Below are 12,433 nucleotides of genomic sequence, written 5' to 3'. Positions count from 1 at the left end.
TACAAGACACAGGTCACGGGGCTACGCCCGGTCTGAAAATGTCGCTATTAGTACTTTTGAACCTTATTTTGTAATAAATACAGTATACTTGTCCTAGTATTTTAGGTATAATGTTGAAAAAGGTCGTTTTTCGCGTGGAACTTATTCACAAATGAGATCGGAGCGGAGCTATGAAGGCTGAGTACATTAATCCTTTTTTGGAGTCGGCTAGAATTGTCATCGAGCAGGTTGCTAACATTCGCCCAACTACGGGGCAGCTCGGCGTCAAAGACGTCAAATTTGTAGAAAAGTATATTTGGATCCAAATCGGGATGACCGGACAAATGGAAGGCGATATTGTATTCGGCTTGGCTGAGGATGTCGCATTGAAAATGGTTTCCGCGATGATGGGCGGATTCGTGATAACGGAAATGGATGATATGGGCAAAAGCGCCATATCGGAATTAGGCAATATGATTAGCGGGAATGCAAGCACGATGCTCTTTAATCAAGGCGTAAGAGTCGATATCACACCTCCGAAGCTTGTTCAATCGGCAACGGCTGCCGGATTCGTGCCGAAGCGGGCGTTAACCATTCCTTTGATCATGGACAGCATAGGGGAATTGGACATTCAAGTGTTAATTACGTAATATGAGTTTTAGGATATTCATTTGGATAATCATGTTGTATACATATGATAGAATGAAGGAGCACTGTGATAAGCAGTTCTCTTTTTTTTGCACGCTGGTGAGATAAGGAGAGAAATGACGTTGAACATTTCCAATAAAATCGTTTTGATTACAGGCGCTTCAAGCGGCATCGGGGCGGTCATGGCACAGCAATTTGCCGAAATGGGAGCGATCCCCGTTTTGACTGCCCGCAGCACGGACAAGCTTGAAACCATCGCCGCCGGTCTCCCAGGGCAGCACGCCGTTTACGCCATGGACGTTACGAATACGGGGCAAGTACATGACGTGGTTAGTCAGGTTATCGCCAAGTTCGGCCGCATCGATATTCTGATTAATAATGCCGGATACGGGATATTTGAGTCGTTTGCAGGGGCTCCGCTGGAGCATTTTGAAGACATGATGAATGTAAATTACATGGGAGTCGTCCGGTGTACAGGGGCCGTGTTGCCTCATATGTTGAAGGCGGGGAGCGGCCATATCGTGAACATTGCTTCCATGGCAGGGAAAATCGGTTCGGCCAAATCCACGGGCTACTCGGCAACGAAGCATGCCGTGCTTGGTTTCACGAACAGCCTGCGTCAGGAGCTGATGCGAACGGGGATTTCGGTTACGGCGATTAACCCGGGTCCGATCTCTACGCCATTTTTCGATAAAGCAGACCCGAGCGGGAACTATGTGAAAAATGTGGCATGGTTTATGCTCAAACCGGAGAAAGTCGTTAAAGAGCTGATTCATGCCGTACAGAAAAAAATACCGGAGAAGAATCTTCCTTTTGTAGCAGGCGCAGGAGTCAAGTTGTTTCACCTGTTTCCGCGGTTGTTCGACCGGCTGGCTTCGGGGATTCTGAATAAAAAATAAAGCGGGTCCCGGTCAATGGACCGGGATTCCGCTTTATCTACGTGATGGCAGTTACTTCGGGTCAGGCTTTTTCGCTTGCTGGGCTTGGTTCAGATCACGAATCTCTTCGAAGATGCGGCGTACCTCCGCTTTGCTTTCCGGATGCGTTTGGTTCCAATGGGAGGTCAAGGCTGGGAGCGACTTATGAACGTGATTAAAAAATGCCCAAATCTTTATTTTCTCAAGCATTTCAGGCGAAGTGTCTCCCGTAATGAGTTCAGCGGTTTTGACCACTAAGGCGTTGAATTCTTTCTCAAAATCTGTATTCATAGTTTCATCCCTTCGGATGGAAAATAGTAAGACACTTTTAGTTTATAGGATGATCTGACAGCTGTCAAAATAGGGGGGACCCATGTCCACAGCACAATTGCAAGATGGCCAATTAGTAGCAAGAGAGCAAATACGCTGCTTCGTGAAACATATTTCGCTATTTATTCTTACCTATGTAAGCCAGGGGTTGAAGGTGAAAGGGCTTCTAGCCGTTCCGGAAGGAGCAAGCCCGCGGCCGGCGGTGATTTACTGCCGGGGTGGCATCAAACGTGTCGGCATGGTTCGGAAGCGGCGAATTATCTCTATGGCCAAACGCGGTTATGTCGTCTTCGCGCCGTATTACAGAGGCAATGAAGGCGGCGAAGGGCGCGAAGATTTTGCGGGTGAAGACAGGTACGATTTATTTCATGCTATCCCGCTGGTACAGTCCTTGGCGGAAGTAGAGCCAGGACCTGTATCCTTGATCGGCTTTTCCCGCGGAGCCGTTATGGCGATGCGCGCGGCTAGAGAGTGCAGCGGGGTAGGTCCAGTTGTCGTATGGGGAGGCGTCAGCGACATGCTGGACACCTATGAACAGCGCGTGGATTTGCGGCGGATGTTAAAGCGCGTAGTCGGACACCCGAAGAAACAAGTCGAAGCTTATGTGGACCGGTCTCCGGTATATTGGGTTCATGAGATCGACACGCCCATCTATATTATTCATGGCACTCAGGACTCGCAAGTCGATATCGGTCATGCGAGAAAATTGGCTGCTGCTTTGGAGCGGGCAGGCAAAGTCTACACCATGGCCTTGTTTACGGGACTGGATCACCGGTTTCCCCGGAGAGAAGACGAGAAGGCGCTGGACGATGTATTTGCCTGGTTGCGAGAAAAAAACCAACATTAGTACGAAGTGGATGATATTACCATAATACTTTGTTTTTATTGTTGTTTACTCCTTGGCTTTGCCCTAAAATAAGGATATGAAACAGAGATTGTTTTTACCTGGTGGGCTAGGGGGCGTTGATTTCGAAGTCTCTCAGATTGTTATTTAGCAGTGATTTCTATACCTTAGAGAAGAACGTGCAAGAACAGATATATCATGAGTTCTATCTCCTCGTGTATCCCATGATTTATTTTATTCTTCGGGATCATGCGGCTGTTGAGGATATCATTCAAGAGTCTTTTCTTCGGGCTGTGCGTAAGGCGCCGCTGCTTCAAGATATTGATAAATATGAAAGCTGGGTTAAAAAGCTGACCCGGAATGTGACCTTGAATCACCTCAGGAAGCACAGACGCAACCGGGATGAACTTGAGACTGAGCTGATGCTGTGCATCAAGGAGGCAGCGCCAACCTCGGATTATTTGGTTCCCCTGGATCAAGAGGTCGAGCTGAAGCTCATGCGTGAAGCCATCATAGCTTATATCAATCAGCTAACACCGTCCTACCGGCAAATTATTGCAATGAAATGGATACATAATTTATCTTACAAGGACATGGCCATCGAGCTCGGGGTTACGGAAGGTGTTGTGCGGCAGCGTTTGTTCCGGGCAAGAGATGTGATTAAGCAGAAGCTGTTGGAAGAGTGGGGAACTGGCAAATAAAGAGTCCATGCGGACTCTTATTTCTGCTTGTACGGAGGCAGACGCCGCTGTTTAGCGGCGTTTTTCAAAGTTCTGATTTGTATCGGTATACGGCGTCGCATATAATAAGGTCATCAGGTTGAATGAGAAAAGGGGTTTACGTCCATTGAGTACAAGCTTTGAACAGCTGCAAATTGCACAAACGTATTTAGATAAATTGAAAGAAATGGGTATTGGCGAGCCAACGCCGATTCAAGCGGAAGCGATTCCTGTTTTGAAACAAGGCAGCGATGCGATTATTCAGTCGCAAACCGGCACAGGCAAAACGTTAGCGTATTTGCTGCCGGCGCTGGAGCAAATCGATCCGATGCAGAAACAACTTCAGGTGCTTGTTGTTGTCCCGACAAGGGAGCTAGGGATGCAAATCATGCAAGAAATTGAAAAATTGACGGCCGGCGGCCCTGTTCGTTCGCAATCGTTGATTGGCGGAGCGGCTGTGGTCAGACAAGTTGAAAAGCTTCGGCTGCACCCTCATATCGTTGTGGGAACGCCGGGACGTTTGCTTGAGCTTATGAAAATAAAGAAGCTGACTCTGCACCATGTGAAAATCGGTGTTGTTGATGAAGTGGATCAAGTGTTCGAGTTAGGTTCTATGCAGGATGTTGAAGCTGTCTTAAAAGGGATGCTGAAGTCCAGTCAAAAGGTGTTCGTGTCTGCAACGATTCCTCAAAGCACAGAGCAAGCGGCGGGCAGATGGCTGAAGGAACCGGCTATCATTAAAATCAATCCAAGCCAGCGTACCGCGGAAACTTTGGAGCATATGTACGTGGTGTGCCAAGAGCGTGAAAAGATTGATACGCTGCGAAGACTTGTACGCTTAATTAAGCCCAAATCCGCGATCGTATTTATCAATGTAACGGATGATATCGCTCAAGTTGTAGCCAAGCTTCAATATGTTGGATTATCGATTGAAGCTCTATACGGAGAAGCAAGCAAACAGGACCGGGCCAAAGTGATGGGAAGCTTCCGGGAAGGGAAATTCCAATTGCTGCTGGCGACGGATGTTGCGGCAAGAGGCCTCGACATTGAAGGCGTGACCCACGTTTTCCACTTGGATCCTGCCACGAACGCGGAGTACTATCTCCATCGCGTAGGCCGGACCGGTCGGATGGGCCGCGAGGGCACGACCATTTCCATCGTGACACCGAAGGAGCAGTTCATTCTCGATAAATTCGAGAAACAGCTCGGGATCACGATCGCGCCGAAGGCGATGTACGAGGGCCGGCTCGTCGATCCGGCCCAGGACCGCAGCGCGGCTGCCATGCGCAGCCGCCGTGAAGCTGCGCGCCCGAGGGGCGCAGCGCCTGTGCGCAGCGGCTCCGCCGGACTGCGCGATGCTGCCGCGGCGCCGGACGCGCGCGACGCTGCCCCGGCGAAGCCGGCAGCGCCGAAGCCAACGGCCGCCGGCGGCAAGGCCGTGAGCAAAGCCCAGCGCGAGCGAGACCGCAAGAGCAAGGGCGCTCCCCGCTGGCTTAAGGAAAAGCAGCAGAACAAAGAGTAGCCGTCTACGGAATCTACGGAATCTACGGAATCTACGGAATCTACGGAATCGGTGCGGTTCGCCAAATCTGTCTTCTGCGGGGTGTGAAGCGTGCTGAAAAAGTTATTTGTTGTCGTCATAGCGGTCATCGTTATTGCTGCGGCCGCCGCGGTGATGATCATCCGGCACATCAAACCTACGGAGGATCTGGACCTGAGCTATCAAGAAATCTCGATTGCCGGCAAGATCGCCGATATCGCCAAGAGCAGGAAGCTGGAAGTGCAGGTAAGCGAGCAAGATCTGAACAATCTTGTTAAGAAGCAGCTGGCAGCCCATCGGACTTTGCCTAACGGTGTTGTAATCGAAGGGGCCAAGCTCACGCTTCAGGGTTCCAATCTAGTGGCTGACGTAAATGTCACGTGGCAGGACAAAGTGCCTGTTGGTGCCCAATTGTTGTTCACCTTGGAGTGGGATCCGCCGAATGTCGTCGTTCGACATCAGAACACGATGATCAAAGGGCTGCAGCTGCCAAAGGATTGGCTTCAGCTTGCTCCGATCGAGCTATCGATCGAAGATCACTTGCCTTTGCTTATAGGGGTAAGGGATGTGCGGTTCGAAGAGAAAGCGGTCCTCATTCAATTGAAGGCGCTGCGGTAAACGCGTGACGAAAGAGGCTGTCCCAGTCATCATTGTTATGACTTGTGGGGCAGCCTCTTGTACATTTTTGTTAGATCCATTTAGCCGGAGATTTTCCAGCTAACTTACCTCGTTTTCACCCTATGTCGCGATAACGGATTCATGTTTCCTTTCGCTTGAAGCCTGAACCTTCCATCTCCGGGAATAGACGACAATCCCGAACACGATACACATGCCGGCTAACACAAACCAAATCGAGATGCCGACTTGAAATTTATCCATCCCCCAACCAACGCCAAGCGGAAGAACGGATCCGCCTAAACCGCCTGAAGCGATCAGCGTGCTAGTCGTTTGCTCCGTACGTCCCGGGAGCAATTGATTCGCATAAATAAGAGCGACAGCGAACATCCCTGACATGAAGAGGCCGAGCAGAAGAACGATAGCGAAGGAGCTCCACAGCTGAGTGCTGAACAACCACAGAAATACAGTAACCAAGCTGCCGCCAAAAGAGACGGCCAAATAGCGGAAATAGGTCATTTTCTCGGCCAGTACGCCGGCGAATATACGCCCGATTACCATAGCAATCCAATAAGCCGTTACCGCTAAAGTGGAAACAGAACTTGACGTTTGCATTTTATCGATAAAGATTGATGGCAGGAAATTAACAATCGTATTTTCCATCCCTACGTAGATGAAGAAAACAAGCATGAACAGAATGAGGAAGGTTAAAGAACTTTTCGTCATGGCTGGAGGCTTCACATTTACCGTCGTCCGGTCCGCTTTGTGATCCAGCAATTCGTCGTGCTCGCCCAAGGAGAGCTTCGACCAGATGATGCCTGTTGCAAGCGCGCTAAGCCCCAGCAGCATGAAGCCGTATTTCCATAAGCCGTTCATGATCAGGAGACTGGAAATCACCGGCATGATTAAAGCGCCAAGTCCGAAAAAGACTTCAAGCTGGCTGAATGCAGAAGCTTGCTTGTCTTTGGCTGCCATTAACACAAAGGTGGAAATGCTCGATTCAACGAGTCCGAAAGCAACGCCTGCTACGAAGGAAAGACATACCGCGAGCGGCCAAGGGGGCAGCAGCACGATGGCGATCATGGCCAGGAAGAGCAGCCCGAAGGCCGTAATGATCGTGCTTCGGCGGCTGATGCGGCGGCTGAGCGCTGGTGCGCTTAGCACGCCAAGAAGGAAGCCGCCGAACTCCAGGAACACGAGCAGGCCTCCGTCGCTGTAGCTTCGTCCGTAATGCGCAAGCAATTCGGGCAGTACAGCGCCAAAAATAACGTGGGTACAGCCTGTTAACAAATAAGACAAGCAGCCCATGATCAATAATTTTTTCATATCCGCGTGCTTCCTTTTTGCTCGGCAACATATTTTTCGTTGTAGGCAAATATATGATGAATGGCTTCTGCTACGGATTCCACCTGATAGCTGGCTTGTTGTTTAACATCCGGGTGAGCGCCTTTCATGGCAAAGCTATGCGGGGTGATGCCGAACATGGAGACATCATTGAAGGAGTCTCCGATACAAGCGACTTCCTCCGGCTGCAAGCCTAATTTCTCGATCAGCACGAGCAGCGAGTTGCCTTTGGAAACTTGAAGCGGCATTATGTCCAAGCAATCCTTGTCGGAGATGAATAGTTCGACTTGATCGCCGAGCTCTTTCTCCATGACGGATTTAAGTGACAAGAGAACTTGGATATCTCCAAATAGCGAGAATTTGCATACGGGAAGTTCACCTCTCAATGACGGCTCCAAGTCCTCTTTGATAATAAAAGGCCGGAATGTCCGGGACTGAACCTCGTCGGAAGCCGGCGTCAAATGCGTGATATAATTCGCCTCCCCCGAGCAAGCGAGCTTGACGAGGTCAAATTCCTTCAGCAATTGGTACACTTGGAAAGCCAACTCAGGCTTGAAGAGCTCGGATTTCAGAAACGTACCGTCCTCCAGATGGATGAACGCGCCATTTTGCGATAACGAATAGGCTCGATGTCCAATTTCCTCTAATACTTGCTGCATTTCCACATTCATTCTTCCTGATGCCAGGCAAAGGATCATATCGGCTTCCTTCGCTTTTTTCAGGGCAGCTTGCTCTCTGGGGCTAACCTTCTTGCTGTGATCGAGCAATGTGCCGTCCAAATCACTGACGATAAGCTTAATCATATCATTCATCTCCTTCAGTCAGAACGATTTCTACTTCGCTTGCAAGCAATTTCTCTTTCATTTCCGGGCTTAACGCTTGGTCCGTCACTAGGATATCGATGCTTTCGAAACCTACGACCCGATGAAACAGCCGTTTACCGAACTTGGAGTGATCCGCTAAAACAATGACTTGGTCAGCATGCTGCATCATGGCGCGAACTAAATAGCAATCCTCTTCGTTAGGAGCTGACAGGCCTTCTTCTGTAATCCCGCAGGTCCCGATCAACAGCTTATCGACGTGGTAATCATTCAGCATTTCAATCGCTTTTGCTCCGTATACGCTATGGTGTTTGTTGTCCAATACGCCGCCAAGAAGATGGATCGTCGTTTCATCCTTACGGGTCAAAATCGCAGCAATTTCTATGGAGCTTGTCACCACAACATTGCGCTTGGAACTTAATGCGGTTGCAGCATGGAGAACTGTCGTGGAAGCATCCATCATAATATAGTCCCCGTCCTGAATGAGCGCTGCGGCAGTTTTCCCGATGGTTAGCTTCGAGGATGACTCGGCTTGCAGCCTTTGTTCGTAATTGCCTACTTCTTTGGAAAGGGTAGGAAGAATTGCGCCGCCGCGTGTCCGCACGATGCGTCCTTGTTCTTCAAGCTTCACCATGTCACGCCTTGCGGTATCCCGTGAAACATCATAGAGCTCACAAATTAAATCAACAGTAATACGCTTATTTGATTTTAAGTAATCAAGGATTGAAATCAGTCTCTCCTCTTGAAACAAGGGGTTTTCTCTCCTTTCGCTTAAGTGTTTTTAAGTGATATTAAGTATAATGCTTATTATATGACTGCAGCTCTGTTTTTTCAACCCATCATTTCTTTAAATTTTCGTAAAAAAAAGCCGCACAATCGTTCAGGGAACGAATGTACGGTTTGTGGTTATTTCGCAGTTGTTTTCTTGCGAGTTTGTACATAACTCGGATACGTAATTTCTCCGCTATCGAGCTTTCTGATTTCATCCGCGGTCCAACCGCTGATTTTGTTCGTGCCGGTAATTCCGGTCAGCTTAATCTGATAATGGTCGGCTAAATACTGCTGCAGCTTCGTCATTTCTTCCGGCTTGATCTCTCTAAGCGTGTGCTTGCCGTGAATCTGTCCGAGGATGACGCCGATCGATTCAGCGGCCAGGCTCGTATTCGGCTGAATTCTTGTGCTTCCGTAAGCGATCGCTGAGGAACCCACATTTTTCCCGGCGGCAATGACGTTATCGTAATTTTTCAATAAAAAGCTGCGCAGCGGCATGCCGTATTTATCCGGACGCCCCATTTCAATTCCCCACTTATTTGCACTCGTGCCTTGTAAATCAAGCGGGTAGCCGCCAATGCTGACGTTATCCCAGAACATAGTGCCCGAGAGCAGGTCGGACGGCTTTAGCACATAATCCATTTCGTAATGGTTATACTCCCGCACATACGGGTAGGTCGGCAGTTCGCCAAGCTCGGCATGCTCCCAGCCTGGCAATGTTTTACGGAAATGCCCCAGAATGGACGCAGTTTCCTTGTTGCCAAGTGCAACGGCTTCCTGGATGGATTCAGGTTTGGACGGGTCGACCGTATAAACAAGGAGCGCGTTTATCAATACTTCCCCGTCTCTTTGATTCACCGCATTCAAGCCTCTTAGAAACACTCGGTCATTGGATGGATGATAAGCCTTTGTCATGCCGCTGAGTCCAATTGCAAAGCTGTCGCTGACATAGCCGCCGCCAAATTGTTTGGATTTTTCCTCAGGCTTAAGCGAGTTGAAAGTGGTGTTGAACTTTTTCCAATCGACATGCTTGAACTTCATCATCATACCGGCACTCATATATTCGATATCTTTTTGTCCGTAAAATTTCTCAAGTCCAGGCAGCCTCTTAGCATCGAGCCGGGAGATGAGGGCGGCGTAATCGCTATTTTCGACCCAGTAGCCGGCTGTAATTTTCTTTTTCTCATTCTGAGCGTTCGTATATACAATAGATGCAACTTTATGCAGATTGTCAGAGGTGTTGATTTGCTCAACTTCATTCATGACAATGCCGGATTCGACCGGAATATTCAAGATCAGTTTATTCATGTAGGTAGTGAATTCGGAAAGCTTGCGAATCTTGGCATTCCGGAACCCGTCGAACAATTCTTTAGCGCGGCCTTGTACTAATAAATGACCTTGATCGTCGCGTGTTTCGTCCAGAAACAGCATTTGGCTTTGAAGAATTTGACCTCCAAAATCTTTGTGAGGATCCAGTACCTTAACTTTCAAGCCTTCGTCTGCCGCCGCCCTGGCTAAATACAGCCCTTCCAGCTCACTGCCGATGACAACGACGTCAAATTGTTCTGTTGGATACGTGTTCTTATTCTCATTTTTGGTTCCTGCTGCTGGAGCTGAGGGCGCTGTGGTAGCAGGGGGAAGACTTGGGTTCGTGATGTTTGTTGTTGAATCGGCGAGCGGTTTCACTTTTGTTTGCATAAGCCCGAGTTTGCTAAAGGAGAAGACTAACAAACCAATTAGAACGACGGCTAGAGCAATAACGAGTTGAACTCTGGGATTACGTAAACGCATGTGCGGGCTCCTTTAGCGACAGTCTTTTATACCGTTTAGTTTAGCAGTTTCATAGGTGTTTTAACAGCTTGGCCATTTGATAATTTAAAAGATTTCAGCTCCACCCCCCTAAACATTTTCTCTATGGCGAATCCTTGTAGCATAACCAGGAACCCTTCGCGAAGGCTCCACATTATTTATACCAATCATATGAATATGGGAGAGGGAACTTGATATGAAAAAGAACCTATTGAAGAAAGCTGTAGCAACAGGACTTGTATTGACAATGGTAATGGGAGGCGCTTCTGCAGCGTTCGCTAAAGGAAACGACCACAATGACCGTGACGACCGCGGCAAAGGAAACAATAGCATCAGCAGCTCTTACAATAACAATAATATTAATGTTAAAGGCAACATTCAAATCCGCATCAACTTTGACGATCTTAAAGGCGCTCAATGGGCAATGCGATACATAGCCAGCTTGGCATCCAAACGTGTATTCGAAGGCTACGAAGACGGTACGTTCAAACCGGACAAATCCGTTTCCCGCATTGAAGCGATTACAGCCGCTGTAAGATTGATGGGTCTGCGCGAACAAGCGGAATCCCCTGCTGAAATGGCAGTAAAACTAAACTTCAAAGATGCTGACAAAGTTCCTGCTTGGGCTGTAGGGTACGTGGCTGTAGCTCTTGAAAACGACCTTTTCACTGAGAGCGATGACTCCGTTCAACCGAATAAAGAAGCTGACCGTCTATGGGCAACTACGCTTCTTGTAAAAGCGCTGAAACTTGAGTCCGAAGCTAAAGCGAAAATGAATACGCAGCTGACATTCAAAGATGCGAAGCAAATCCCTGCAGGTTCTGTAGGCTATGTAGCTGTAGCTATTGAGAAAGGTCTGGTTGACGGGTTCGAAGACAATACGTTCAAACCAAACCAAAACGTAACGCGTGCCCAATTGGCAGCTCTCTTGGATCGTACTGGCGGGCAAATGCCTGATGAGCAAAACGCCATTGCAGGCACAGTGAACGCAGCTGTTTACAATAACGTGCTTCCGGTAACGAAAGCGGGAGTTACAACAAACTATGTTCTGCACCCGGATGCATTCATTTTGCGCAATGGAGTGAAAGTAGCTCCTTCCGAACTTCAAGTTGGAGACGAAATTAAAGTTCGTTCCTTCAATAATCAAGTTGTATTCGTAGAAGTTACGAAATTGGCGCAAGTGAACCAATCCTTTGATGTCGTAGGTACGTTGAACGGTACAACGGTTGATGCGAATGGTAAAATCACAACGATTTCCATCACTCAAAATATCAACGGCGTAAACCAAACTACCGTGTATAACGTAGCTGCTAATGTAGCTTTGACAGGCAACCTGGGCGGATTTACACAAGGTCATCTGGTGGAGCTTAAAGGTCAAAACCAAGTTGTTTCTTCCATTGATGTAAAATAAAAAAAGCACTTTTAGAGAGATATAGAAAAAGGTTAAGTACACATAACAGGCTCCTTGCGGATTATTGCGGGGAGCCGTTATGTTTTATGCCGTATAAACTTCCTTTTCTTGTGGGAAACTGTTCTTTATCTTGAAAGGAGTGGCATGGCTATGAACGAATCACTGAACGAAACACTGATGGAAACATTCAAAAGATATTACGCCGACTACCGGGGATCCGCCAATATGGATCAAAGCTTTACCGATGCCTATCAAGCTGTTGCTTATCATGTTATTGCCCAAACGGATTATTTCGCTCAGGGAGGCAACCTGGAAGCCATTCAAAATATGATCCGCGAATACAAAGAGATCAGCTTATCCGTCGCGCCTAGCAATGATGCGTTGAAAGAGCGCTTCGAGCAGGAATTGGTAGAGGATATGCTGAATCGCGGTCATTCGTAAAAAAAATGCAGAATGGTGTTGCATTATTGATATCCCCATGGTATATTGTCATTCCGGCCAAGACGAGCTGAAATTTTTATCGAAAAAAGTAAAAATAAAACTTGCATCTGGTTGGGCGAATGTGCTATATTGTAATTCCGGTCGCGAGAGCGGGACGGAATGAGAAAGACATTGATCTTTGAAAACTGAACAACGAGTGAGTAAGCACAGTCGAGCAATCGACTATAAATGAGATGAATAATCT

At 48.0% G+C, this 12,433-nt stretch carries 13 protein-coding genes; 8 read left to right on the top strand and 5 right to left on the bottom strand.

Features of this window, described 5'->3' with window-relative positions; all coding sequences use genetic code 11:
* Window positions 1–170: 170 nt before the first annotated feature.
* Both AC3WRW_RS32125 and AC3WRW_RS32120 read left to right on the top strand, forming a co-directional pair.
* Window positions 171–629 (top strand): chemotaxis protein CheX, encoded by a 459-nt coding sequence (locus AC3WRW_RS32125; RefSeq protein WP_167068363.1) that lies wholly within the window; start codon window positions 171–173, stop codon window positions 627–629.
* A 120-nt stretch (window positions 630–749) separates the two neighbouring features.
* Window positions 750–1,526: an SDR family NAD(P)-dependent oxidoreductase gene (locus tag AC3WRW_RS32120; RefSeq protein WP_492550287.1), complete on the top strand. Its 777-nt coding sequence runs from the start codon at window positions 750–752 to the stop codon at window positions 1,524–1,526.
* Window positions 1,527–1,577: 51 nt separating this feature from the next.
* Here AC3WRW_RS32120 and AC3WRW_RS32115 read toward each other — a convergent pair whose 3' ends face one another.
* Window positions 1,578–1,835 (bottom strand): DUF2573 family protein, encoded by a 258-nt coding sequence (locus tag AC3WRW_RS32115; protein WP_492550286.1) that lies wholly within the window; start codon window positions 1,833–1,835, stop codon window positions 1,578–1,580.
* 82 nt (window positions 1,836–1,917) lie between these two features.
* Here AC3WRW_RS32115 and AC3WRW_RS32110 point away from each other — a divergent pair, with 82 nt between their 5' ends.
* The 4 genes from AC3WRW_RS32110 to AC3WRW_RS32095 all read left to right on the top strand — a co-directional run bounded on the left by AC3WRW_RS32110 (window position 1,918) and on the right by AC3WRW_RS32095 (window position 5,595).
* Window positions 1,918–2,721: an alpha/beta hydrolase family protein gene (locus tag AC3WRW_RS32110; RefSeq protein WP_492550285.1), complete on the top strand. Its 804-nt coding sequence runs from the start codon at window positions 1,918–1,920 to the stop codon at window positions 2,719–2,721.
* 137 nt (window positions 2,722–2,858) lie between these two features.
* Entirely contained in the window at window positions 2,859–3,419 is a 561-nt protein-coding gene (locus AC3WRW_RS32105) for an RNA polymerase sigma factor (protein WP_492550284.1), read from the top strand.
* 145 nt (window positions 3,420–3,564) lie between these two features.
* Window positions 3,565–4,959 (top strand): DEAD/DEAH box helicase, encoded by a 1,395-nt coding sequence (locus tag AC3WRW_RS32100; protein ID WP_492550283.1) that lies wholly within the window; start codon window positions 3,565–3,567, stop codon window positions 4,957–4,959.
* Between the two features lie 90 nt (window positions 4,960–5,049).
* Window positions 5,050–5,595, top strand: coding sequence for a hypothetical protein (locus tag AC3WRW_RS32095; protein ID WP_492550282.1), 546 nt, complete (start codon window positions 5,050–5,052; stop codon window positions 5,593–5,595).
* A gap of 120 nt (window positions 5,596–5,715) precedes the next feature.
* Here the strand turns inward: AC3WRW_RS32095 and AC3WRW_RS32090 are convergent, their stop codons facing one another.
* The 4 genes from AC3WRW_RS32090 to AC3WRW_RS32075 form a co-directional block, all read right to left on the bottom strand.
* Window positions 5,716–6,918: an MFS transporter gene (locus tag AC3WRW_RS32090; protein ID WP_492550281.1), complete on the bottom strand. Its 1,203-nt coding sequence runs from the start codon at window positions 6,916–6,918 to the stop codon at window positions 5,716–5,718.
* Window positions 6,915–7,739 (bottom strand): HAD family hydrolase, encoded by an 825-nt coding sequence (locus AC3WRW_RS32085; RefSeq protein ID WP_492550280.1) that lies wholly within the window; start codon window positions 7,737–7,739, stop codon window positions 6,915–6,917. The genes AC3WRW_RS32090 and AC3WRW_RS32085 overlap by 4 nt, the downstream gene beginning before the upstream one ends.
* Before the next feature lies 1 nt (window position 7,740).
* On the bottom strand, window positions 7,741–8,508 hold the full coding sequence (locus tag AC3WRW_RS32080; RefSeq protein ID WP_492550279.1) for a DeoR/GlpR family DNA-binding transcription regulator: 768 nt from the start codon (window positions 8,506–8,508) through the stop codon (window positions 7,741–7,743).
* Window positions 8,509–8,663: 155 nt separating this feature from the next.
* Window positions 8,664–10,319, bottom strand: a complete 1,656-nt coding sequence (locus AC3WRW_RS32075) for an FAD-dependent oxidoreductase (RefSeq protein WP_492550278.1) — start codon at window positions 10,317–10,319, stop codon at window positions 8,664–8,666.
* Window positions 10,320–10,533: 214 nt separating this feature from the next.
* Here AC3WRW_RS32075 and AC3WRW_RS32070 point away from each other — a divergent pair, with 214 nt between their 5' ends.
* Together AC3WRW_RS32070 and AC3WRW_RS32065 are read left to right on the top strand one after the other, a co-directional pair.
* Complete coding sequence (locus AC3WRW_RS32070) at window positions 10,534–11,748, top strand: S-layer homology domain-containing protein (protein WP_492550277.1); 1,215 nt, start codon at window positions 10,534–10,536, stop codon at window positions 11,746–11,748.
* A 150-nt stretch (window positions 11,749–11,898) separates the two neighbouring features.
* A complete protein-coding gene (locus tag AC3WRW_RS32065) occupies window positions 11,899–12,189 on the top strand; it encodes a hypothetical protein (protein ID WP_492550276.1) in 291 nt (96 codons plus the stop codon).
* Window positions 12,190–12,433: the final 244 nt, after the last annotated feature.

Source organism: Paenibacillus sp. FW126-R14, assembly GCF_058789495.1.
The sequence above is the reverse complement of the archived record's forward strand: the minus strand, read 5'-3'. Positions and strand labels throughout refer to the sequence as shown.